The sequence below is a fragment of the Aequorivita sediminis genome, from assembly GCF_032080575.2.
GTDB classification, from domain to species: Bacteria; Bacteroidota; Bacteroidia; order Flavobacteriales; family Flavobacteriaceae; genus Aequorivita; species Aequorivita sediminis.
The window spans coordinates 377714-402626 of the sequence record NZ_JAVLSO020000002.1; the positions used below are offsets into that span (position 1 = coordinate 377714).

The 24913-nt window shown below is 34.6% G+C and carries 25 protein-coding genes; 18 read left to right on the top strand and 7 right to left on the bottom strand.

Going from position 1 to position 24913, the window contains the following annotated elements; genetic code table 11:
* Window positions 1–133 precede the first annotated feature (133 nt).
* The 3 genes from rnc to RT250_RS05160 are packed head-to-tail and all read right to left on the bottom strand — an operon-like array spanning window position 134 to window position 2374.
* Complete coding sequence (gene rnc, locus RT250_RS05150; protein ID WP_313112745.1) at window positions 134–877, bottom strand: ribonuclease III; 744 nt, start codon at window positions 875–877, stop codon at window positions 134–136.
* Complete coding sequence (gene fabF, locus RT250_RS05155) at window positions 878–2131, bottom strand: beta-ketoacyl-ACP synthase II (RefSeq protein WP_139853970.1); 1254 nt, start codon at window positions 2129–2131, stop codon at window positions 878–880. It abuts the gene before it with no gap.
* Between the two features lie 9 nt (window positions 2132–2140).
* The gene (locus RT250_RS05160) at window positions 2141–2374 is read right to left on the bottom strand and encodes an acyl carrier protein (RefSeq protein ID WP_014781833.1); all 234 of its coding nucleotides are present in this window, start codon (window positions 2372–2374) and stop codon (window positions 2141–2143) included.
* Between the two features lie 222 nt (window positions 2375–2596).
* On the opposite strand from RT250_RS05160, the gene purN reads away from it, so the two are divergent.
* Window positions 2597–3169 carry a phosphoribosylglycinamide formyltransferase gene (gene purN, locus RT250_RS05165; protein WP_313112753.1) on the top strand — a complete coding sequence of 191 codons (573 nt, stop codon included), beginning with the start codon at window positions 2597–2599 and terminating at the stop codon, window positions 3167–3169.
* Window positions 3162–3794: a ribonuclease H family protein gene (locus tag RT250_RS05170; protein ID WP_313112755.1), complete on the top strand. Its 633-nt coding sequence runs from the start codon at window positions 3162–3164 to the stop codon at window positions 3792–3794. Before purN ends, RT250_RS05170 begins: the two co-directional genes overlap by 8 nt.
* Window positions 3795–3796: 2 nt before the next feature.
* Here RT250_RS05170 and RT250_RS05175 read toward each other — a convergent pair whose 3' ends face one another.
* Both RT250_RS05175 and RT250_RS05180 read right to left on the bottom strand, forming a co-directional pair.
* Entirely contained in the window at window positions 3797–5332 is a 1536-nt protein-coding gene (locus tag RT250_RS05175; protein WP_313112757.1) for a hypothetical protein, read from the bottom strand.
* A gap of 117 nt (window positions 5333–5449) precedes the next feature.
* Complete coding sequence (locus RT250_RS05180; protein ID WP_313112759.1) at window positions 5450–6205, bottom strand: SDR family NAD(P)-dependent oxidoreductase; 756 nt, start codon at window positions 6203–6205, stop codon at window positions 5450–5452.
* Window positions 6206–6412: 207 nt separating this feature from the next.
* Here RT250_RS05180 and RT250_RS05185 point away from each other — a divergent pair, with 207 nt between their 5' ends.
* From RT250_RS05185 to RT250_RS05225, 9 genes are all read left to right on the top strand, one after another.
* Window positions 6413–6673 carry a hypothetical protein gene (locus RT250_RS05185; protein ID WP_313112760.1) on the top strand — a complete coding sequence of 87 codons (261 nt, stop codon included), beginning with the start codon at window positions 6413–6415 and terminating at the stop codon, window positions 6671–6673.
* Between the two features lie 357 nt (window positions 6674–7030).
* Entirely contained in the window at window positions 7031–8035 is a 1005-nt protein-coding gene (locus RT250_RS05190; protein ID WP_139853964.1) for an AAA family ATPase, read from the top strand.
* A 90-nt stretch (window positions 8036–8125) separates the two neighbouring features.
* Complete coding sequence (locus RT250_RS05195; RefSeq protein WP_313112761.1) at window positions 8126–8989, top strand: DUF58 domain-containing protein; 864 nt, start codon at window positions 8126–8128, stop codon at window positions 8987–8989.
* Window positions 8990–9003: 14 nt separating this feature from the next.
* A complete protein-coding gene (locus RT250_RS05200) occupies window positions 9004–10671 on the top strand; it encodes a DUF4381 domain-containing protein (protein WP_313112763.1) in 1668 nt (555 codons plus the stop codon).
* Window positions 10661–11665 carry a vWA domain-containing protein gene (locus tag RT250_RS05205; RefSeq protein WP_313112764.1) on the top strand — a complete coding sequence of 335 codons (1005 nt, stop codon included), beginning with the start codon at window positions 10661–10663 and terminating at the stop codon, window positions 11663–11665. Before RT250_RS05200 ends, RT250_RS05205 begins: the two co-directional genes overlap by 11 nt.
* Window position 11666: 1 nt before the next feature.
* Complete coding sequence (locus tag RT250_RS05210) at window positions 11667–12716, top strand: vWA domain-containing protein (RefSeq protein ID WP_313112766.1); 1050 nt, start codon at window positions 11667–11669, stop codon at window positions 12714–12716.
* Window positions 12697–13605, top strand: a complete 909-nt coding sequence (locus RT250_RS05215) for a tetratricopeptide repeat protein (protein ID WP_313112768.1) — start codon at window positions 12697–12699, stop codon at window positions 13603–13605. The genes RT250_RS05210 and RT250_RS05215 overlap by 20 nt, the downstream gene beginning before the upstream one ends.
* 3 nt (window positions 13606–13608) lie before the next feature.
* Window positions 13609–15381, top strand: coding sequence for a BatD family protein (locus tag RT250_RS05220; RefSeq protein ID WP_313112769.1), 1773 nt, complete (start codon window positions 13609–13611; stop codon window positions 15379–15381).
* Window positions 15382–15404: 23 nt separating this feature from the next.
* Complete coding sequence (locus RT250_RS05225) at window positions 15405–16193, top strand: SH3 domain-containing protein (RefSeq protein ID WP_313112771.1); 789 nt, start codon at window positions 15405–15407, stop codon at window positions 16191–16193.
* 16 nt (window positions 16194–16209) lie between these two features.
* Here RT250_RS05225 and RT250_RS05230 read toward each other — a convergent pair whose 3' ends face one another.
* Complete coding sequence (locus RT250_RS05230; RefSeq protein ID WP_313112773.1) at window positions 16210–16758, bottom strand: CvpA family protein; 549 nt, start codon at window positions 16756–16758, stop codon at window positions 16210–16212.
* A gap of 103 nt (window positions 16759–16861) precedes the next feature.
* Between RT250_RS05230 and RT250_RS05235 the strand changes: the two genes are divergently transcribed.
* From RT250_RS05235 to cls, 6 genes are all read left to right on the top strand, one after another.
* Window positions 16862–17218 carry a hypothetical protein gene (locus RT250_RS05235; RefSeq protein ID WP_313112774.1) on the top strand — a complete coding sequence of 119 codons (357 nt, stop codon included), beginning with the start codon at window positions 16862–16864 and terminating at the stop codon, window positions 17216–17218.
* A gap of 76 nt (window positions 17219–17294) precedes the next feature.
* Window positions 17295–18314, top strand: a complete 1020-nt coding sequence (gene pheS, locus RT250_RS05240; RefSeq protein WP_313112776.1) for a phenylalanine--tRNA ligase subunit alpha — start codon at window positions 17295–17297, stop codon at window positions 18312–18314.
* Window positions 18315–18455: 141 nt separating this feature from the next.
* Entirely contained in the window at window positions 18456–18620 is a 165-nt protein-coding gene (locus RT250_RS05245; RefSeq protein ID WP_313112778.1) for a hypothetical protein, read from the top strand.
* A gap of 2 nt (window positions 18621–18622) precedes the next feature.
* Window positions 18623–19018, top strand: a complete 396-nt coding sequence (locus RT250_RS05250) for a hypothetical protein (RefSeq protein ID WP_313112780.1) — start codon at window positions 18623–18625, stop codon at window positions 19016–19018.
* A gap of 7 nt (window positions 19019–19025) precedes the next feature.
* Window positions 19026–19973, top strand: coding sequence for an ABC transporter ATP-binding protein (locus RT250_RS05255; RefSeq protein ID WP_313112782.1), 948 nt, complete (start codon window positions 19026–19028; stop codon window positions 19971–19973).
* Window positions 19974–20063: 90 nt separating this feature from the next.
* Window positions 20064–21521 carry a cardiolipin synthase gene (gene cls / locus RT250_RS05260; protein ID WP_313112784.1) on the top strand — a complete coding sequence of 486 codons (1458 nt, stop codon included), beginning with the start codon at window positions 20064–20066 and terminating at the stop codon, window positions 21519–21521.
* 8 nt (window positions 21522–21529) lie between these two features.
* On the opposite strand, the gene RT250_RS05265 is transcribed toward cls, so the two are convergent.
* Window positions 21530–22528: an NADP-dependent oxidoreductase gene (locus RT250_RS05265; protein ID WP_313112785.1), complete on the bottom strand. Its 999-nt coding sequence runs from the start codon at window positions 22526–22528 to the stop codon at window positions 21530–21532.
* Between the two features lie 160 nt (window positions 22529–22688).
* Between RT250_RS05265 and RT250_RS05270 the strand changes: the two genes are divergently transcribed.
* Window positions 22689–24911 (top strand): FUSC family protein, encoded by a 2223-nt coding sequence (locus RT250_RS05270; protein WP_313112786.1) that lies wholly within the window; start codon window positions 22689–22691, stop codon window positions 24909–24911.
* Window positions 24912–24913 lie beyond the last annotated feature (2 nt).

A 24913-nucleotide genomic window follows, 5' to 3' on the forward strand; every position in this document is an offset into this window, starting at 1 on the left:
ATACATCGACGTATTGATTATGTCTTAATTTTTAATGTATCAAAACCAATTGTTGGTAAATACATAAGGGTATAAATAGTAAGAGTAAAATAAATAGTAGAATGTATTTTAAACAAAAAAATTGTCGAAAAGTTTAATGCTTTTCGCTGTCAACTTTTATCTTAAGCTTATAGAAAGCTCTTTTGGCTGCGCGTTCTTCTGCTTTTTTCTTTGAAGTGGCTCTAGCTTTTGTAATCACTTCATTTTCAAGTTTTAATCGAACTGCAAAATGCTTTAATTGATCTTTGCCATTGTCTTCGTAAGTCTCAAAATTAAATTGCTTTTTATTTTTCTGACACCATTCAATAAAAAGGCTTTTGTAGCTAATTACCTTTCCTTCTAGTTTTTTAATATCTACGTAAGGTTTAATAACTCTTTTTTGAATAAATTTCTCACAATACTTAAAACCTCTATCCAGGTAAATTGCACCAACTAATGCTTCAAATACATTACCGTAGATATTTCCGCTAAACTGTTGAGATGGAATTGTAGTTTTTAAGAATTTTATAAGTTGTAAATCGCGGCCTAGTTCGTTTAAATGTTCGCGACTCACCACTTTACTTCTCATTTTTGTAAGATACCCCTCATTGCCATCTGGAACTTTTTTAAAAAGGTGTGCTGCTATTACTGAACCTAGCATAGCGTCCCCTAAAAATTCAAGACGTTCATAATTTTGTGGTTGCCCGTCATCGTTTTTTTCATTTGTAGATCGATGCGTAAAGGCAGTTTCATAAATAGAAATATCTTTTGGCTTAAAGCCAAGTATTTTTTTTAGAGAATTAGAAAATTCCCCATTCTTTTCAGAGCGGGAAGAAAATATATTTTTAAAAGAAGCCATTTAGGCATCGATTTTTTTAAAGAGCACACAAGCGTTGTGCCCGCCAAAACCAAAAGTATTACTCATAGCTACGTTAATCTCGCGCTTTTGAGCTTTATTTAAAGTTAAGTTTAATGAAGGGTCTATGTTTTCATCTACTGTAGTGTGATTTATAGTAGGTGGAACAATCCCGTTTTTCATAGCCAAAATAGAGGCAATGGCCTCAATAGCTCCGGCAGCACCTAAAAGGTGTCCGGTCATAGACTTGGTTGAATTAATATTAATGTCTTTTGCGTGTTCACCAAAAACATTTACAATTGCTTTCAACTCTGCTACGTCTCCTAGTGGAGTAGATGTACCGTGAGTGTTTATTGTATCTACATCATTCGGACTCAAATTAGCGTCGCGTAATGTGTTTAACATCACTCGTTCTACCCCGATACCATCTGGATGTGGAGCGGTCATATGATAAGCGTCGCTACTCATACCACCTCCTACAACTTCAGCATAAATTTTTGCGCCACGCTTTTTAGCGTGTTCATACTCTTCTAAGATAAGTGCACCCGCACCTTCACCTAAAACAAATCCGTCACGTGTAGCATCGAAAGGGCGTGAAGCCGTTTCTGGACTTTCATTACGGGTTGATAATGCATGCATTGCGTTAAATCCACCCATTCCTGCCATTGTTACTGCTGCTTCACTTCCACCGGTTACAATAACATCACAATGTCCTAATCGAATATAGTTTAGGGCATCAATTAATGCGTTTGCAGATGATGCACAGGCCGAAACAGTTGTATAGTTTGGTCCCATAAAACCGTGTTTTATAGAAATGTTTCCTGGCGCAATATCCGCAATCATTTTTGGGATAAAGAAGGGGTTGAAACGCGGCGTTCCATCCCCTTCTGCAAAGTTTATCACTTCATTTTGAAAAGTTTCTAACCCGCCAATTCCTGCTCCCCAAATAACACCAACACGGAATTTATCAACCTCATCGAGATTTAATCCAGCGTCAAGTATAGCTTCATCAGAAGATACAAGTGCATATTGGGCAAAACGATCGAGTTTTCGGGCTTCTTTCCTATCAAAATGATCTAATGCGTTGAAATTCTTCAGTTCGCAAGCGAATTTTGTTTTGAACTTTTCGGGATCAAAATACGTAATAGGGGCGCAGCCGCTTTTACCACCCGCAAGGGCGTCCCAATACTCTTCAATATTGTTGCCAATAGGGGTAAGTGCACCCAATCCTGTTACTACAACTCGCTTTAACTCCATGGAAGAATCTTATTTTGCTGCTTCTATATAGGAAATTGCTTGACCTACTGTAGCGATGTTTTCTGCTTGGTCGTCTGGAATCTGGATATCAAATTCTTTTTCAAATTCCATTATAAGCTCAACCGTATCTAGTGAGTCTGCTCCTAAGTCGTTTGTGAAGCTAGCTTCGTTAACAACTTCATTTTCGTCTACACCTAATTTGTCTACGATAATAGCTTTTACTCTTGATGCAATGTCTGACATAATTCTTGATTTTAAATTTTAATTATAAGTGGCAAAAATAAAATATTTTAATTGAAAACACCATTTAATGTTGAAAATGTGAATTTAGTAATTTTTATTCATTTCACAGGAGTTCAAAATTTGGAAACCAATTTAAACATTTTTGGGCGAAGTGAAACCCTATTGCCGTACTTTTGTTATTAATTTGTAAATAATACTTCTGAAAAACTTAGGAAAACTGAAATGAAGAAACGAATTGTAATTTTTGCGTCGGGTAATGGTACCAATGCCGAGAACATAATTAAATACTTCCAACGATCCCAATCTGCCGAGGTCGTTCTCGTGCTTTCAAACAAGAAGGATGCCAAAGTTTTAGATAAAGCCAAAAGCTTGAATGTACAAGCGATGAGCTTTAGTAAAAGTGAGTTGTTTTCTGAAGAAGGCGTATTGAAAATATTGAAAGAAACCAATCCTAACTTAATAGTCTTGGCGGGTTTTCTATTAAAGTTTCCTGAAAATATACTTGAAGAATTTCCTGGAAAAGTTATAAATATTCATCCTGCCTTACTTCCAAAATATGGAGGAAAAGGGATGTATGGCAGTTTTGTGCACAAAGCTGTAATGGATAATAATGAAAAGGAAACTGGTATAACTATTCATTACGTTAATCAAAATTATGACGAAGGAGCGATTATTTCACAGCATAGTGTCACCCTCTCTGAGAAGGAAACAGTAGATACAATTGCACAAAAAATTCATAATTTGGAATATAAGTGGTTCCCTAAAGTAATAGAAGACATCTTACTTAATGGCTAAAAAAAAGAAATATTATGTAGTTTGGTTTGGAAATCCCACTGGTATTTTTGACAGTTGGGCAAAATGCAAACGCGCTATTGATGGGGTTGCAGGAGCTCAATATAAAAGTTTTGAGTCTTTTCAAGAGGCTAAGAAAGCTTATAATAGAGAGTATGCAGATTATAAAGGAAAAAAAACCAAGAAGACGCTTTCAAAAGAACAGCTAAAAAAAATAGGTGAACCTAATCTATATTCTATAGCAGTAGATGCTGCATCTAGTGGTAATCCTGGGGTGATGGAATATCGGGGTGTAGATACACAAACCAAAAAACAATTATTTCATCAAGGGCCTTTTAAACAAGGGACAAATAATATAGGAGAATTTTTAGCACTCGTACATGGTCTAGCTTTTTTAAAGAAAAACAATAGCGATCGTATTTTATATAGTGACTCGCGAATTGCTATGGGTTGGGTGAAAAAGAAAAAATGCAATACGAAGCTTAAGCAAACGGCTAAGAATAAAGAGCTTTTCGAACTTGTTGCCCGAGCAGAAAGTTGGTTAAAAACCAATACCTACACCACAACAGTAGTAAAATGGGAAACCAAAGCATGGGGTGAAATTCCAGCAGATTTTGGTCGAAAATAAGTTTATATATTAATTTTCAGTATCCAAATTTTATTAAAGTATTCTAAATCCTTGGTTTTTTGCCATTTGTCATAAATTGGTAGAATAGATTTATTGTTAGCGATATATATATAGTGCCAATTATTTGCTGGGTTAATATAGGTTTTAGGTGTGTATCCTTTTTCGGCTAAATATTTCGACCAGCTTTTAGCATTGTCTAGTTCTGCAAATACATTTGTAATAAGATAATAGCCAGAAACTAAACCAGGGATATTAACAGATTCGATGTTTAAAGTTCTTAACAAAAGTTCTTCTTCAGAAAGTTCTGCGAGTTCACTCGATGTTTCTCTTTCAGATTTATTATTTAATGAAGTTTCTTCTGAGATAGTGCTACTGCTTTTAGGTGTAAAGGCTATTGTAGAATTATCATCTTGAGCTTCTCTTGTTTTTTCTTCTAAATACTCTTTGTTAATTTCAGTCTCAAAAGCTGCAAAAAACATGTAATAGCGATCTTTTTTCGTTTTAAATTGAAGCTTAACCTCTGTAGTTGAATTGTTTAATAAATTATTCTTTGGATTGGGAATTTCCATTTTTAATAAGTCAAAACCTAAGGTATTTGTACTAGCAGGATTTCTTTTAGAAGAGTTCTCGCTGCCCAAAGTAATAGAGCTGTTAAAGAAATTCTTTTTATCTCTCATCGGTGTACTAAGTGCTTCAAATATTCTTTTCTTCTTATTAAATATTGAAACTTGATCAGACTTTATATTTCTGTCGCCTTCCATAGCAGCTAATGCTATCGTAGTTTTAAAGTCGCCTTCTTCCTTACTTTTAAAATTCTTAAAATCTATTGTTACTGCATTGTTGCTTACTTCAGAAAGTCCATTATATGTAGTAAAATATTTAGGACTTTCATTTTCGTCTTCATAAACAATATACAATAGCCATCCAGCAGATCCACCTCCTAAAATCTTACCTGTCGTTGCTTTAATGTTTGCTACAGTATAGGTGCCATTGCGAGAAGATAGGTTTTGAATTTTTTTGGTAATATCGGCATAACATACATAAGGAGAGTTTTCGATGAATAGATTTGATGAATAACTATCAAAAACTACCTCGCCAACAACATCTTCATAATTACCCTCTGGAGTTTTAAACTTTATAGAATTTACAATAGTGTCTCTTTGACCTTTTCCTACGTGCACTAATTTGTTTCTTGATTCCCGTAAAGCACTCGTTTTGTATGGGTATAGCCCATACCAATAAAGCTCAGCATGAGCAATTCTCGCTCCGTTTTTTAAGTTCAATATGTCTGCTTGACTAGAACTAAATGTAGAAGGATCGCCGTCAACATCAATATATTTCATAGCTACCTCATCATTGGAAACTTTAGTATTCATTAATGGTTTGGTAGGGTGGTGTCCTAAAATATTATTTCCGATAAGAACAGAGTTTCCGTGCAGAAATATTTTTTTGCTTTCTTTAAATCGAGCACCTTCTTGTGCTGTAACTGAAATGAGTATAAAAAAGCAAATAATGGATAAAAATGGGGAGGTTTTCATACGAGGGTATTAGAGGATTTGCATCGCTATAAATAATCCTCTAAAGTATAGAATTGTTAAATAATATACAAAATCTTAAAGAGAGAGTTTTCTTTAAAATGAAATAAAGATAATTGCTTAGTTTTTATTAATTACCGTCGAAGTAGCCTGATCTAAACACATAACAGTTAAATCGGCAATATTTACGTGCGGGGGGCGAGTTACAGCAAACCATATAACCTCGGCAACATCTTCTGGTTTTAAAGGCGTGTACTTCTGATAAACTTGATCAGCTTTTTTGATATCGCCTTTAAATCGGACTTTACTAAATTCGGTTTCCACTAGCCCAGGATTAACGGCACTAACCTTAACTCCTTTTCCATTTAAATCGATTCGCATTCCTTGGTTTATGGCGTCTACAGCGTGTTTACTTGCGCAATAAACGTTTCCTTTAGGATAAACTTCTTTCCCTGCTGTACTGCCAATGTTGATAATATGACCGCTCTTACGCTCAATCATATTTGGAAGAATAGATTTTGAAACATACAACAATCCCTTAACATTAATATCTAACATCGCATCCCAATCATCAATACTTCCTTCGTCAATAGTTTCTAACCCGTGGGCATTTCCGGCATTATTAATTAAAATATCAATTTTCGAAAATTTCTTTGGTAGCGAATTTATTTTTGAAAAAACCTCTTCTTTATTGCGAACATCAAAGCTCAATGTGTGAACTTCGGTCAATAAGGAAAGTTCTTTAGCTAAAAATTCTAATCTGTTTTTTCTCCTTCCGCAGATAATTAATTTAAGGCCGTTTTTAGCAAAAAGTTTAGCGGTTGCCATCCCAATTCCAGAAGTTGCTCCTGTTATAAAAGCTGTTTTACTTTGCATTTTTAAGAATTTTTAATGTTATAATATGTGTTTAGAGGAAGGTGAAAATTGGTTAATATTAAGATTAAAAAATCCTAAAGAGGTAAAATTTTTATTTGCTTGATTAAATTTTTGTAAAGCTAATTCTAAAAAAATAAATATGAAATCCCTTTTTTGAGCTCAGTTTAATAGCAATGTTATTTGTTGAGTTAGCATGTTGTAACAACGATGATAATTTTAGGCGATAAGAATTCTATATTGGTAAGTGGAGAAGTTCGTCTATTGGCAACTCCAAGTGCACAACAATCTAGATTAAAAATTCAGGTAAATAAAACCTTCGAACCAGAATTTTTAAATTCATACCCGATTTTTGAGAAGTCTATTCTATTCCAAGGAGATAGTGCATACTATCTAAAACCTGTAATTAGAGCAATATTAGTGGCTGAAAGTGGAGCAATTGTGGAAAGATCTTTCCTGCAGGTAATTTAACAATGATTACTGTTGTAAACGGACATATAGTAGTTTCAACTTATGCGAATGCACAAGGTGATTTTCTATTAAGTGCTGTTCCTAATGGAGTTTATACTGTAAATATTCAAGCAGATTAAGCTTTAGGTCTTCCAGCTGTTGTTGTTGAAAATGTTATTGTTGAGCAAGGAGAAGTAACCAATATGGGGATAATTAATTTATAATTCTAAATTACAGATGTTTAGCATTAACAATAAGATGGAAACTTTAAGTTTTCCTCTTTTTTAATTTAACCAATTGTTAACAGCGTTTTTAGCAATTATTGCACAATTTGCAGCAACTTTTTAAAAAGCATTCTACATTGAATCTAAATACAATATGGAAAACACAAATTCGACCTTTGACATAGGAGCGTTAAATGAAAAAATTGAGAGAGAAAGTGCCTTTGTAGACATTCTCACCATGGAAATGAACAAGGTTATCGTGGGCCAAAAGCATATGGTGGAACGCCTTATGATTGGTTTGCTAGGGCAAGGACATATCCTGCTTGAGGGCGTTCCTGGTCTTGCAAAAACACTTGCAATTAATACACTCGCAAAAGCTGTTCACGGCAGCTTTAGCCGAATTCAGTTTACGCCAGATTTGCTTCCTGCAGATGTTGTGGGAACGATGATTTACAATATGAAAGTCAACGACTTTAGTATTAAAAAAGGACCAATTTTTGCCAATTTTGTTCTTGCAGATGAGATTAACCGAGCTCCGGCTAAAGTGCAATCTGCGCTTTTGGAAGCGATGCAGGAAAAACAAGTTACAATTGGAGAGACTACTTTTAAGCTAGAAAAGCCATTTCTTGTAATGGCTACTCAAAACCCAGTTGAGCAAGAGGGAACTTATCCGTTACCCGAAGCACAAGTGGACCGTTTTATGCTAAAAACAGTTATAAAATATCCGCAAATCGCTGAAGAACAATTAATCATTCGTCAAAACTTAAAAGGTGGATTTGAGCAAGTAAATCCTGTTGCTTCTGTAGAACAAATTTTAAGAGCTCAAGCTTCAGTTCGTGAAGTTTATATGGATGAGAAGATTGAAAAATATATTCTAGATATCATATTTGCTACACGAACTCCAGAAAATTATGGTTTATCAGATTTAAAACCACTTATTAATTTTGGAGCATCTCCACGTGGAAGTATCAATTTAGCTATAGCTGCCAAATGTTACGCCTTTATCCGTCGTCGTGGTTATGTAATTCCAGAGGACGTTCGTGCTGTTGTACACGATGTACTTCGTCACAGAATAGGTATTACCTACGAAGCAGAGGCAGAAAACATCACTTCAGAAGACATCATCAACAAGATTGTTAATGTAATTGAGGTACCGTAAGATTTGCGAATTTAGAATGCAAGTTTCCGACTTTAATGCTGTATTGTATGGCGGTCGTTAATTTAAAATCGTATATCGTAAGTAAAAGCAATGGATACAAAAGAACTTCTCAAAAAAGTACGAAAAATCGAAATTAAAACACGTCGCTTAAGCGATCACGTGTTTGGTGGCGAGTACCACAGTACTTTTAAAGGTCGTGGTATGACGTTTAGCGAAGTTCGAAAATACCAATTTGGAGACGATGTTCGCAATATCGATTGGAATGTTACTGCTCGTTACAATGAGCCTTTTATAAAAGTTTTTGAAGAAGAGCGTGAGCTTACATTAATGCTAATGGTAGACATTAGTGGTTCTGAGTTTTTTGGAACGCAAGAACAATTTAAAAATGAAATAGTAACTGAAATTGCCGCAACGCTGGCTTTTTCAGCAATGCAGAATAATGATAAAATTGGACTGATTCTTTTTTCGGATGACATCGAATTATTTATCCCTCCCAAAAAAGGAAAGTCGCACGTACTAAGAATTATTCGAGAATTAATTGAATTCAAACCTAAGAGTAACAAAACTGATATTTCAAACGCATTAAAATTTTTAAGTAGCGTAATGAAAAAGAAAGCCATAGTATTTTTGCTTTCCGATTTTATTGCAGACAATTATCGAGACACCTTGAAAATTGCAGCAAAAAAACACGACCTTACAGGCATTAGAATTTACGATAAAGCCGAAGAAAACATTCCAAATTTAGGGATGGTTCAAATGGAAGATCAAGAAACGGGAGAATTAATTTTAGTAAACACAGCCTCAAAAAGTGTCCGTAATCAATATTACAGTTATCATCGTGAGCGCGTAAATTACTTTACCGAATCTTTTACCAAAAGTGGGGCGGGAGCTTTGAGTTCTAGGGTTGATGAAAGTTATGTAAAGAAATTATTAGGCTATTTTAAAAGACGTTAGATTTTAAACTTGAGATGTTAGATTTTAGACAAAATAATAATCAGAACTTCAGAAAGTTGAGCTTTCAAAGCAACCGCTATTTTCTTTTTTCGCTATTCTTTGTATTATTTTCTTTCCTCTCAAATGCTCAAGTAAGTTCCTCTGTAGATTCTACGAAAATTAAAATTGGAGAAGAAATTCTCTACACTATTAAAGTAGAAGCCGATTCTTCTGATATTGTTAGGTTTCAGGAAGAGCAAACTTATATGCCTTTGGAGATGATAGAATCTTATAAGGCAGATACTACTTTTGAAGGAGCTAAATATCACCTCATTAAAAAATACGGCTTAACCCAATTTGATAGTGGTAAATACACCATTCCTCCACAGATTGTATTTATCAACGAAAAACCTCATTTTACTGATTCGGTTAAAGTAGAAGTAAACGACGTAATTATTGATACTACAAAGCAGAAAATGTTCGATATTAAACCTGCAGTAGAGGTAAAAAATCCACCTTTTGATTGGCTTCAGCTTTTGTATTGGTTAATCCCAATACTTCTTATTATTGGTCTAGCAATATATCTTTTCAGAAGAAAAAAGAGAAAAGATGCTGAGCAAAAGCAATTGCCTCCTTATGAGGAAGCCATTGTAGCGCTTAAACAACTTGATAACTCCCAGTTGCTTAAGGAAAATAAAAGTAAAGATTATTACAGTAACCTTACTGAGATTGTAAAACGTTATCTCGATCGTGAAGTTGATGAAGCTGCGCTTGAAAGCACCAGTGATGAGCTTATCACCCGATTGATGATGCATAGAGATGCCGGGAGTTTCGATTTCGATTTGGAAACTATTCGCAAACTTGATGCAATTTTTAAACGTGCCGATTTAGTGAAATTTGCTAAAATGAATCAAGAGACCGGTCAGGCGGTTGTAGATAGAAATATAATAGAAGAGATTATCAACGAAACTCATGAGGCTGTTCCGGAGCCAACAGAGGAAGAGTTGTTAGAAACTCAAGAATATCTTGAAAAACTGGAGAAAAAACGCAAGCGCAGAAAATTAATTCTTGGAATTTCAGGTGTACTTTTAGCCATCGTTTTAACAGGTGTTGTTTATGGAAGTATAACAGGTTTTGACAATCTAAAAGATAAAGTTTTTGGTAACGAACTAAGAGAACTATCTGAAAATAGATGGATAAAAAGTGAATACGGATTTCCAGCTGTAATTATTGAAACGCCAGAAGTGCTTGTGCGTGTAGAAGCACAAGATGCAAATGCAGAAAATAGTATGATAAGTGGAAAAGATTATTTCATTTATGGTGAAATGAAATCTCCATTACATATAATGGTTTCAACAACACGTTTTAGTCAGAAACAAGATATTGCTTTAGAAAATGCTTTGGAAGCTGTTCTTCAAGACTTAGAGCAACGAGGGGCTAAAAACTTAATCGTAAAACGAGATGACTTTGAAACTGATAAAGGAATAAAAGGAGTAAGAGCCTATGGTGAATTCAACGTTCAAGTTTCAGACTCGAAAGTTTTAAAAGAGAAAAGCACTTACGAATTATTGCTATTTGCTCAACAAAATGGACTGCAGGAAGTGTTGTTAGTATATCAAGACGATGGCAAATATGCCGAAGAAATTAAAGAAAGAATTATAGCATCAATTGAGCTAGAAATTTCAGAGAAAGATGGGCAGTAATTTCGAATTTGTAAATCCGCAGTTTTTCTGGTTGTTTTTGATACTACCAGTGCTTGTGCTATGGTATTTATGGAAGCGAAAACAACAAACAGCCTCTCTAAAAATATCATCTGTACAAGGCTTTAAAACAGGGAGGAATTGGTTGGCAAAATTAAAACCTTTGCTATTTATATTGCGTCTTGTAGCGCTTTCAGCAATAATTATTGCCCTAGCACGACCAAGAACAGTAGATGAAACTACAAAAACCAAAACAACGCGTGGGATTGATATTGTAATGGCAATAGACGTTTCTGCGAGTATGTTGGCAAGAGATTTAAAGCCCAATAGATTGGAAGCGTTAAAAACTGTTGCCGCTAGGTTTATTAATGGTCGTCCAAATGATAGAATTGGTTTGGTGGAATATGCGGGTGAGAGTTTTACGAGAACGCCAATTACAAGTGATAAAACCATTGTTTTATCTTCTTTAAAAAATGTAACCTATAACACTACTATTGAAGGAGGAACTGCAATAGGGTCGGGATTGGCAACAGCGGTGAATAGACTAAAAGATAGTCGTGCCAAGAGCAAAGTAATTATTTTGCTTACAGATGGTGTAAACAACTCTGGGTTTATCGATCCAAAAATTGCAAGTGAATTGGCAGTTGAATTTGGTATAAAAGTTTATACTATTGGATTGGGAAGTAATGGCATGGCGATGTCTCCTATTGCAATACGTCCAGACGGTGGATTTCAATATGGAAATGTTAAGGTTGAAATCGATGAAGCTTTAATGAAGGATATAGCTAATAAAACAGGCGGACAATATTTCCGAGCGACAAATAACACCAAGTTAGAGCAGATTTATGAGGAGATAAATAAACTAGAAAAAACTGATATTGAAGAATTCAGGTTTACCAACTACGACGAAATGTTCCGTCCATTTGTAATATTCGCCTTGATTCTATTGGGACTTGAGTTTTTGTTGCGAACAACAATATTTAAAGGATTTTTATAAAATGGATCAGTTAGTATTAGAAAAACCAATTTACTTCTACGTCCTCATCGCCATTCCGGTGATAGTGGTGGGTTTTCTATTGCTTTTAGTTTGGAAAAAATCGATACAAAAAAAGTTTATCGATAAAGAACTATTAAAGAAATTAAGTCCAAACCGTTCTATTTTTAAATCGACGTTAAAAATATTCGTACTGTGTCTGGCGATTGCTTTATTGAGTGTTGCATTGGTAAATCCTAAAATCGGAACTAAATTAGAAACAATGAAACGCGAAGGTGTTGATATTGTTTTCGCTTTAGATGTTTCCAAAAGTATGCTTGTTGAAGATATTGCGCCCAATCGATTGGACAAATCTAAGCAACTTATTACTCAAATAATAAATGGTCTTGCTGGAGATAGGGTGGGAATTATTGGTTATGCAGGTAGCGCATTTCCGCAGGTGCCAATTACAACCGATTTTGGGTCGGCAAAACTATTTCTTAACGGAATGAACACCGATATGGTTTCCTCTCAAGGTACTGCCATTACGCAAGCAATTGAAATGGCACAAAGGTTCTACGACGATGAGAGCCAAACCAATCGCGTAATGTTTTTAGTTTCAGATGGAGAAGATCACGAGGGTAATATTGCTAAAATTGCTGAAGAAGCTGCAGAAAAAGGAATAAGAATTTTCCCTATTGGTGTAGGTACTATTGAAGGAGGACCAATTCCAATTAAAAAGAATGGAATACTACAATATTATCTTCGCGACAGAAATAATGAACAAGTTATAAGTCGATTAGGTCAAGAAACTCTTAAAAAGATAGCTCAAACTACCAATGGTGAGTATATTGATGGAGCCAATACAAAAGCTGTAGTAGATAGCGTAAAATCTATTTTAGGTGGAATGGATAAAAAAGAATTTGAAGCCAAACAATTCACAGATTTTAAAGATCAGTTTCAATGGTTTTTAGCTGGGGCATTATTTTTGCTGGTTTTAGATGTATTCTTTTTAGAAAGACAAACGGCTTGGCTTAAAAAATTGAATTTGTTTAATGAAAAGGAAAAACAATAAGATGATGTTTGTAGAAAGAACGTTTTTTCAGAATAATAAGATATTCAGAATTATAATGATTCTATGTATATCTATTATTTCATTGAATTCATTTGCACAGCAGTCAAATGAGCAAACAAAGGAACTTAAAGTTGCTCAAAATTATTTAAGTGAAGCGCAACAAATGCTTCAGAAAGAAAAATTTCCAGATGCAGAAGCAAATTATAGGCAAGCAATTTCATTAAACCCAAAAGATGAAACTGCCAAATACAATTTAGGTACTGCTTACTACGGAAAAGAAAAAAATGCAGAGGCAATGCTTCGTTTTAAACAAGCAGCAGTTACAGCTACAACCAAAGCTGATAAGCATAGAGCTTTTCATAATTTAGGGAATACGTATATGAATGAAAAGAAATATACTGAAGCCGTAGAAAGTTATAAGAATGCACTTCGAAACAACCCTAACGACGATGAAACTCGTTATAATTTGGCGTTGGCAAAAGATTTATTAGATAAAAATCCGCCACCACCAGAAGATCAAAACGATAAAAACGACGACAAGAACGACGACAATAAAGATCAGGACAACCAAGATAAACAAGATCAAGACGACAAAAATAAAGACGGCGATAAGAGCGACGAGGGCGATCAAAAAGACGATAAAGATAAAGGTGATCAGAAAGATAAGAAGGATGAAGGGGACAAAGATAAAGACAAAGGAAAATCTGATAAACCTAAAGATTCGGAAGGAGATAAGCCACAACAGCAACAACCTGTACCTGGTCAACTTTCTCCTCAGCAGGTAAAAAGTTTGTTGGAAGCCATGAATAACGAAGAGAAAAAGACGCAAGAAAAGATTAATGCTGAAAAGCAAAAAGGCGCCAAAGTGAAATCAGATAAAGACTGGTAGATTATGAAGACGAAGAGTTTGTTATTTCTTATAGGATTTGTGTTATGTAGTATTGCTGCATCTGCCCAGGTTCAATTTGATGCCAAGGTAAGTAAAAAAAGACTCGGAATTAATGAACGGTTACGAGTAGATTTTGAGATGAATCAAGATGGGGATAATTTTAGACCGCCTAATTTTGAAAACTTTAGAGTAGTTGGTGGTCCAAACCAATCTATTAGTAACTCTTGGATTAATGGAAAAAGGAGTTTTTCTAAAACATATTCATATTTCTTATCGCCTCAAACACGTGGAAATGTAACCATTGGTCAAGCAACGATTGAAATTGACGGGGAAACTTATAAAACCCTTCCAATAGAAGTTGAGGTTACTGCGGCTGTTGAAACTCCAAAAGATGGAAACAATGCCGATTATGTTGCAAGTGAGAATGTTCATTTAGTAGCCGAAGTTTCTAATGCTACACCTTATTTAAATGAAGCCATTACCGTTACTTACAAACTTTATGTTTCACACGATGTAAGTATTACCAGCCAATGGCGTGAAATCGACACCCCAAAATATGCCGATTTCTGGAGTCAGAATATCGATAACCAAAATAACTTTAAGGTTATGGAGGGAAAATATAACGGGCAAGATTATCGATATGTAATATTGCGAACTACCGTCTTATATCCGCAAAAAACTGGAAAACTAGATATACAACCTCTTACATTGGATGTGCCAGTAGATGTTCAAGGAAACAGACGCGATATTTTTGGCCGTAGAATAATGCAGCGCGTTAACAAAACAATTTCTGCAGGGAAAAGAACGATTGATGTAAAGCCGCTTCCTTTAGAAGGAAAACCGGATGGATTTAATGGGGCTGTTGGCGATTTTTCTTTTGAGGTGAACACAAATAAAACTACGCTCAACGCAAACGAATCACTTGAGTTAGATTTAAAAGTTTCTGGAAATGGAAATTTAAAATTATTTACAATTCCATCAGTAAACCTGCCAAACACCTTAGAAGTTTATGAGCCTGAACACAGTGAAAATGTTAGGACTACAGTAGGAGGAATGCAAGGGTCTATTTCAAATGTTTATACTATCGTTCCTCAGTTTAAAGGCAGTTATCCTATTAACCCTATAAGCTTTTCATTTTTTGATCCTAAGACTGAAAAATATAAAACTATCACTTCAAAAGGATTTACTATTGAAGTAGAAAACGGCCCCGTTTCGGCTACAGCGCCTATTGCTAGCGGTGGCGACACAAACAAACAAGTTGTTCTTTCAAAAGATAATTTTAAATATATCAAATTAGATGCTAATTTAAAGTCAAAATCGGAGAAGCCTTTCTTTAAATCAGCTTTGTTTTGGTCGTTGTTAGGAGGTCCATTTTTATTGATTCCCCTATTTATTTTAGTGGGTAAAAAACGTAAAGAACGTTTAAGCGATGTGGAAGGTAATAAGTTGCGTCGTGCAAATAGACTTGCTAAAAAATACCTTTCGGAAGCAAAACGAAATACCTCAAATCCAACTGCATTTTACGAAGCTTTAGAACGTGCTTTACACAATTATCTCAAAGCCCAGTTGAACATCGAGACTTCCGAAATGGAAAAGAGTTTAATATCAAATATGATGTTAGAACGGAAGGTGGAAGCTCCTACAGTGGAAAACTTTATTGGCCTACTAAAAAGTTGTGAATTTGCCCGTTACGCCTCTTCGTCTGAGGCTTCAGTACAACAAGACTATGCAAAGGCGGTAGATGTGATATCGAATATCGACAAACAAATTGTTTAATTAGGAAGGCTGAATTCAGAATTATGAAAACCAATATTTTAAATATAAATAGTTTATTTCAGAAGAAACTCTTCATTTTAACGATGATGTTCTTTCTTTCGTTTTCTGCATTTGCTCAAAATACAGCACTTTTTGACCAAGGAAAAGAACTTTATAAAAATGGAAAGTATCAGCAGGCAATAAATGCTTGGATGCAAATTTTAGAGGGTGGACATCACTCTGCCGAGTTGTATTTCAATTTAGGAAATGCACAATATAAATTAAACCACATCGGGCCAAGTGTGTATTATTACGAAAAAGCTTTACAGCTTGCACCAAACGATGCTGACATAAAAAACAATCTCGCTTTTGCTGAAAATGCACGAATTGACGCTATTGAACCACTACCAGAAACATTTTTTTCAAAATGGTATTCGAGTATAGCAGGAATTTTCACGTTTAATGGGTGGGCGATTCTTGCTGTGGTGTCTTCATTATCATTCGTAGCATTGTTTTTATTATACTACTTTGCTTTTGCTGAAAAGAAAAAACGCCTGCTTTTTGCAAGTTCAATGTTTGCAGGATTATTTTTATTAGTAGCTTTAACTATGGCTTTTTTAACTTATGACGATTTCACAAAAAAGCAACCTGCAATTATTTTTGCAAGTGAGATTGAGGTAAAAACAGAACCAACTATGGGCAGCAATGTTGCTTTCGTTCTACACGAAGGCACAAAGGTTCAAATTTCTGCTAAGGATGGTAATTGGTATCGAATTACTTTAGCCGATGGAAAAGATGGTTGGATTCCAGCTTCAGACTTGAAACAATTATAAAATTTAGACTTACTTCTTATTGAATGCTATCCTCTTTTTCTTCAAAAGGAGAATTGATTTCTGGCATGTCAATTTCTAATTCGTCCACTTCTTTCAAGATGGCCGGAAGAATAGCTGGAGCTATTGATGCAACAGGTTCATATAGGACCGAGGCATCTCTCTGTTCTTGAGAAAGTATGGTATAATCTTCAGAAGCGTTTACAAACATAAAGATTACACTTACTAAGAAGGCAAATTTTAAGGCATTGAAAACCCCGCCAAAAAACTTGTTAAAAATTCCCATCATTGCAAAATTGGCGACTTTTGTCAACACTCTTCCAAGTATGCTAAATACTAGCATTATCACCATAAAAGTGATTAAAAATGAAGCTAGACTAGTTAAGTCATCACTCCAATCGAACCATCGCTCAATATAAACTCTAGCATAATCTGAAAAATACATAGCGCCATAAACACTTGCTACCAAACCAATTAATGATGCCAATGTTTTTAAGATTCCCTTTCTGAATCCCATAAAAAAGGCAATAATTAAAATAATTCCAACAACAATATCTATAGTATTCATATTTAAAAATTTTGATAAATATACAGTTTTCCAAATTCTGAATTCTGTATTCCTATTTCAGAATAGTAAAATGTATCTTTGCAGCTTAAATTATATATAATAAATGGCACGCGACGAACAATTAAAGGAAAGATGGGAGGCTGTAGTGAGCATGTTGAGTAACCGCTTTGCAGATGGCGAAGTATTAGATCTTGATGCCATAATATACCTTGTTGGATTACAAGAGTTAGGTCAAATTCATAGAAGATTTAAAAAAGATGAAAAGTTAGACTTGATGCATATTGCAATTTGTCGACTTTTAGAGCCTTATGGATATTACGAATTTGATTATTTTGATGACCAAGGTTGGCCTCACTACCGTGTTTTAGAACAGCTTCCATCACTAAAAGCTGGTGAGCAAAGCGTTTTGATGAAAGAAGCTATCGTGCAATACTTTCTGGAAAAGGAAGTAATTGTATAATTCGTCTTTTAACAAAGATTATCACTTAAAGCACCAATTTAAAGATAAATTCTAGCAGTAAATAAATTATCTGAAAATGATAGAAACAGTAAAAAAACACATTGCCGAAGTACAAGCATTTTCTTCAACTAATAAAGAAGAAATAGAGAGCTTTCGAATAAAGTATTTAGGAAAAAAAGGATTTTTAAATGAGTTCTTCGCTGAGTTTAAAAATGTTCCGAACGAACAAAAAAAGGAATATGGTCAAATAATAAACACCCTTAAAAACACAGCTCAAGAAAAAATAGATGCACTCAAACAAGCTCTTGAAGACAGTTCAGAAGCTAAAGGTGTTTATGGCGATCTTTCTCGACCAGGGGAGGCAATTCCATTAGGTTCACGTCATCCTATTTCTATCGTAAAAAATAAGATTATTGATATCTTCTTGCGCATTGGTTTCAACGTATCTGAAGGACCAGAAATTGAAGACGATTGGCATAACTTTACTGCTTTAAATTTACCAGAATATCACCCAGCGCGCGATATGCAGGATACTTTCTTTATCCAAACTAATCCAGATGTTTTGTTGCGCACGCACACTTCCTCTGTTCAAGTTAGGTATATGGAAGACAATAAACCACCAATTCGTACTATTTCTCCGGGTCGTGTTTATAGAAATGAAGCAATTTCATCTCGTTCACATTGTTTCTTTCACCAGGTTGAAGGATTGTATGTGGATAAAAGCGTAAGTTTTGCAGATTTGAAACAAACCCTTCAATATTTCACAACAGAAATGTTTGGGAAATCTAAAATTCGTCTTCGCCCATCATATTTTCCATTTACAGAGCCAAGTGCTGAGGTTGATGTATATTGGGGCCTAGAAACTGAAGCCGATCACAGAATTACAAAAGGTACAGGTTGGTTAGAAATTGGTGGTTGCGGTATGGTAGATCCAAACGTACTTAAAAATTGTGGGGTAGACCCTGAAGAGTATTCGGGATTTGCCTTTGGAGTAGGTGTAGATCGTATTGCAATGCTATTACACCAAATTCCAGATATTAGAATGTTTAGCGAAAACGACGTTCGCTTTTTAGAGCAATTTAAAAGTGTTCTTTAAAGAAAAAACTAAGACCACTGTGCTTTGAGACATATGATTTTTAATACATAATTCCTACAAGGCATCGTTTAGTTTATTGACGATAAAAAAGACATCTTGTAAGTCTTATAAGAGTACCTTAAAATTTTAAAATCTCGTGTTATGAAGAAATATTTTGTCATTGCCTTATTGGTTATTATTGCAATCGCTATTGCGTATTTAACTTTTGTAATTGCCTATATTAAAATAGTTGTTGGAGCCATTTTATTAGGAATATCTGCCATATCACTTTTGGCAGTGTGGATAATGTGGAAAATTGAAGATTAATTATGCGAAAAGATATTGAAATACTTCAAGCGAAAAACATTAATATCGTTGCTGTAAAAGAATGGGACGAAGAGTTAGCTGCAGACTTGTGGACGGTTTATTTTGTAAATAATAAAGAAGAAGAAATCGATACAGTTTTAGTTATGTCACGTGGTAACACCGAAGACAAAACAACAACAACTTTACGTCGAAATTTAGGGAATGTTGCACCAAAATCATTTGTTAAAGTAGAATTCATTTCTGATGAGGTTTTAGGGTTTACTAACGAATATCTAGTTACATTTTTTGCTGAGAATAAACTCTTTGAGCAAAAATTTCTTTTTGCCCCGAATAGTATATCTGATGAAAAATTAGAAGCTCTTCCTGTTTTGGAAAGTAAAGGGATTTTAGCTAATTAATTTCGGGATGCTTAGCGTTGAAATTGATTCATTTTCTTATACCGATAAAACCATTTTAAAGGATATCTATTTTACTTTAAAACCAGGAGAACATCTAAGTGTTATTGGGGAAAGTGGATGTGGTAAATCTACACTTTTGCATCTTATCTATGGGTTACTTCATTTAGATAAAGGAAGCATTTATTACAACGACAAAAAACTACTAGGACCTACCAAGACCCTTATTCCTGGTGAGCCATTTATGAAATTGGTAGCTCAGGAATTCAATATTATGCCGTTTACAACTGTTGCGGAAAACTTGGGTTCACACCTTACTGGTCTCAATGAAGAAAAGGATGCAGAAAGAATCGACGAGCTTCTTAAAGTAGTGGAAATGGAAGTGTTTAAAGACACTTTAGTAAAAAACCTGAGTGGAGGGCAAAAGCAACGAGTAGCCTTGGCAAAAGCATTAGCAAACAAGCCAGAGATACTGCTACTTGATGAGCCCTTCAGCAATATTGATACCTTCAGAAAAAACAAATTGCAGCGAAAGATTTTTGGCTATCTAAAGCAAAATAATATCAGCTGTATTACCGCCACCCATGATAGCGAAGAAGCATTGGCATTTTCTACTGAAATTTTAATGCTTAACAAGGGACAAGTTGAAATGAAAGGCGCTCCAGAGTTCATTTACAAAAACGTTGCAACAGCGTATCAAGCAGGTTTTTTTGGAGAAGCAAATTTACTTCCGAAAAATTTATTCAACAAAAGTGCATCTTCTGAAAGAATCATTGTCTTTCCCCACCAATTGCGATTATCTTCACAGAATACAAGTTTTAAAATAAAAGTTCAAAAAAGCTATTTTAAAGGCGATCATTATCTTATAGAAGGTGTTTGGAAGAATCAAATGATTTATTTTAAACACAATCAAACTATTGCAGTAGATACAATTGTAGGCCTTTCCTATTACCTTTAAGGGAATTTTTTCGACAAGAGAACCAATTTTAGAAAATAAATTAGGATAAAAGCTTTATTTTTAAGCAATGCTCCCTCAATTCTATAACAAATGAACTGGATTTTAATTGCTGAAATAGTTTATATTATTATAGTTCTCCTAGTATGTGTTCGGGTGGTTTACGACACACAAAACACAACTAAAACTCTCGCCTACCTGCTCGCTGTTATTTTATTACCTATAGTTGGTATTATCATTTACTTTACCGTGGGTATTAATTATCGAAAACGAAAAATGTATAGCAAGAAAATTTTCAACAACCCTGAATTGGAAATGACAATGCGAGAAAGGATTCTAGAAACTTCGCAAATCATTTTTAAAACGAGACAAGAATCTGTAAAAAGTTTTGAAAAGCTCGCTACGCTAATTCTCAACAAAAGTTTAAGCCCAATTTTTCAAGGTAACGATGTAAAGATATTGCTAAATGGCGAGGAAAAATTTCCGCGTGTTATTGAGGCCCTAAAAAACGCTAAAAACCATATTCATATTGAGTATTACATTTTTGAAGACGATGTTATAAGTTGTCGGATTATCGATCTTTTAATTCAAAAGGCAAAAGAGGGTGTAGCTGTAAGATTTATTTACGACGACTTTGGAAGTAGGCCAATTCGGAAAAAACAAGTTCCTAGAATGCAAGCAGCTGGAATCCGCGTTTTTCCATTTTACAAAATAAAGCTCATCAGTTTTGCGAATAGAATAAATTACCGAAACCATCGAAAGATAATTGTTGTAGATGGAGTTGTAGGCTTTGTAGGAGGAATAAATGTTAGTGATAAGTACGTCAATAATTCCAAAGACAAAAACAAGTTGTATTGGCGTGATACGCATTTACAAATTAAAGGTCCCATTGTAAAAAGCTTACAATATATTTTTCTGGGGGATTGGAATTATTGCTCTGGCGAAGCTTTAAAACCAACTAAGGTCTTCTTTCCTGATGATAGTAAAATTCCTTTAAAAACAGATAAAGTTGTTCAAATAGCTTACAGTGGGCCAGATTCAGATTCCCCACTGATTCAACAGAGCTTGTTGCAAGCCATTAGCTTAGCCAAAGAGGAGATACTTATTACCACTCCTTATTTTATACCTGGGGATACTATTTTAGAAAGTTTAGTAATAGCAGCAGCAAGTGGTACTAAAGTAAATCTGCTAGTGCCAGGTATTTCAGATTCTAAATTTGTTAACTATGCAGCCCGATCGTACTACGGACGTCTAATAAATGCAGGTGCAAACATTTATCGTTATCACAAAGGATTCGTTCATGCAAAAACCATGGTTGTAGATAAACAACTTTCAATAGTTGGAACGGCAAATATGGACATCCGTAGTTTTGACCTTAATTTTGAAGTCAATGCAATTGTTTACGATAGAGAAATTGCAGAAGAACTTCACACTGCTTTCTATAATGATTTAAAAGATTCTGTCGTAATTGATGCTGAAAAATGGAATGAACGGTCTAATTTTACCCTAATTCTTGAAAAATTAGCGGGATTATTTTCACCCCTGATGTAGGAATGAGATTAAACTGACACAATCATTTTTCCTTTGTTTTTACCATCAAATAGGTCAATAAATGCCTTTGGAATATTGTCGAAACCTTCCACTATGGTTTCTAAATATTTTATTTTATCCTCTTCCATCCATTTAGCCAATTGGTTTTGAGCTGGCCCAAAATCTTTTACAAAATCCCTCACGGTAAACCCCTGCATTAAAAGACTGTTCTTAATAAGTTTGGTTTCAACTCTTGGCCCTTTTGGAGTTTTTGTTTCATTGTATAGTGAAATTGCACCACAGCATACCACGCGACCGTATTTATTCATATTAGCTAAAGCAGCATCCAAAATTTCCCCACCAACGTTATCGAAGTAAACATCTACTCCATTTGGGCAAGCATCGGCAATAGCTTTGTGCACATTGTCTGTGGTTTTATAATTGATAGCCTTATCGAAGCCAAATTCTTCTTGTATTCGCTTTGTTTTTTCTTCACTACCTGCAATTCCAACAACCTTACAACATTTAATTTTTCCAATTTGGCCAACCACACTACCTACGGCTCCAGCAGCTCCAGATACTAAAAGAGTTTCTCCTTTTTTAAGGTTTCCTATTTTATCGAGCCCTAAATAAGCAGTTATTCCTGTTAGCCCTAAAACCCCCAAATACGCTCTTAAGGGCGCTTTATTTCGATCTACTTTATTTAAACCATTCCCGTTTGAAGTTTGAAATTGTTTCCATTTAAGCATCCCATTTACATGCTCACCTTTTTTAAAATTTTTATTTTTAGACTCAACAACTTCAGCAATAATACCAGATTCTAATGGTTCATTGACCTTAAAAGGTTCGATATACGACTTTTCATCGCGCATTCTTCCACGTAAATAGGGATCCACGGACACGTATTTAATTTTTAGCAACACCTCACCATCTTGAGCTTCAGGCATTGTTTCTTCTGAAAACTTAAAGTCATCTTGTGTTGGTTTACCAACTGGTCTTGACTTTAGAGTTATAACTTTATTTTTCATATTTTATAATTTTATTGATAATAGCTTAAAGTTAAGATATTAACCCCCATTTTTACTGTAATTAAGTTTATTTAATAAAAGAATAACAAAGTTTCTTTTTAGAAAAGAACAAACTTAAGAGGTGTAGTCAATATCTTTGCAACCTGTGAATTTTAACTAATTGAAAACATCTCAAAATATAATAAGGGAAACTTTTAAAGAGCTATCGGAATATTTTAAAAGCACCGATTTTTCTAAGGCTATATTATTGGGAATTGCTCTAACAATTCCAATTGTAATAGGGTTAAAACTCGACTTGCTTGAAATTGGGATAACCATAACGGTAGGGGCGATGCTTGCTTCTCCAAGTGATGTAAGTGGAAGTATTAGACATAAAATAACAGGGATTCTTCTTGCTACTTTGTTATCGATGATAATTAGTTTTATAGGTGGTTATCTTCATCTTTCGCTATGGTTCACATTTCCTGCTTTAGGGATTTTAATGTTTAGTATTTCCTATTTAGCTATTTATGGTTTTAGAGCATCGTTAATCAGCTTTTCGGGTTTGTTTGCGTTAGTTCTTAGCTTTTCAAATATTTCTGACGATTTGCAGCCTTATGAAAGAATGTTGCTTATTGGTGTCGGTGGACTTTGGTACGCTTCATTGTCTTTGTTGCGACACTATATTTTTCCGAAAGCACCTACAGAATATTATCTCTCACAAACAATTAGGCTTACAGCAGATTATTTGCGAACCCGTGGCCACTTGGTTAAGGAAAAGAATAACAGAACTGAGCTTTTAAAAAAACTGCTTAACCTTCAAACAGAACTGACTACAACGCACGAAACATTGCGTGAAATTTTAATTTCTTCTAGAAAAGATTCAGGAAAGTCTGATTATGAGGGAAAGCGAATGTTAATATTTGCTCAGTTAATCGACATGCTCGAATTGGCGATGACCAACCCAGTGAATTACTCGAAAACAGACGAGTTGTTTAAAAAAAATCCAAAGCAATTAGATGACTTTCAAGCTTTGTTGTTTGCAATGAGTGATAGGTTAATGACTATTTCAGATTACCTTTCAAGACCTAAAAGACTCCCGAAAAGCACAGCGATTGAATCCTATTTAGATTGTGTAAAAAAAGATGTATTTTTTTCAGAAGAGGTTTATGATGAAGATTCTTTGATGCTTAGAAACTTATATAAGTATCAAAAAGAACAGGTTAAAAAAATAGAAAAAATTGAGTGGTTGCTCAGTAATCCCGACCGTCGACAAATTCCATTTATCAAGCATGTATATGCCAAACGATTTCTAACGAAAGAGAATTATGATTTTGAAGTTTTAATAGAAAATTTTAATCTAAAATCTCCAATATTTAAACACTCTTTGCGAATTGCAACGATTACGATGATAGGTTATGGCGTAGGGATTATATTTAAAATTCAAAACCCATATTGGATTTTACTTACATTAATAGTAATAATGCGTCCAACTTTTGGGCTTACTAAAACTCGTTCAATTGAACGTACAGTTGGTACTCTTATAGGAGGAGTTATAGCTGTTGCCATTGTTTTAATTACTCAAAACACAACTGTTTATGGTGTATTAGCAATTACTTCATTGATAATTGCTTTTTCGATGATACAGCGCAATTACCGAGCGTCTGCCACTTTTATTACCTTAAGTGTTGTTTTTATTTATGCGTTACTACAACCAGATACATTTAGCGTTATTCAGTATAGAGTTATAGACACGGCAATAGGCGCAGGGTTGGCTACATTGGGGAATTTACTACTTTGGCCTGCTTGGGAAATAGAGAGTATGCAAAAAACTTTGGTGAAATCTTTACATGCGAATCGAGTTTATTTGGAAGAAATAATTAGTTATTACAATAAAAAAGGAGAGGTTTCTGATAAGTATAAAGTAGCTCGAAAAAAGGCGTTTTTAGAAATGTCCGATTTGAGTTCAGCTTTTCAACGAATGACACAAGAACCAAAATCTAAACAAAAGAACTTAGATAAAGTGTATGAAATTGCAATGCTTAATCATACGTTATTGTCGTCTTTAGCATCGTTGAGCACTTATATATTAAATAATCCAACTACTCCTGCAACAGCTAATTTTAATAAGGTTTCTAACCGAATTGTTGAAAATTTAAAGTTTGCGGAGGCTATACTTGCTTCAGAAAAATATTCTGAAATAAATCGGGAGCTTGTGGAACCTGAAGATATTTTTGAAGTTACTTACGGTAAAAGCATCAATCTTTCTGAGGTTGGTGGTTCAGAAAAAGACAAAAAGCTGGTTTCAATACTCGAGGAAGAACATTTAATACGGGAACAGCTTAAATGGTTGTTAGAAATGAGTAAAAAGATACCTAAAGTGTTAATGGAAACTCAATTCTAAAA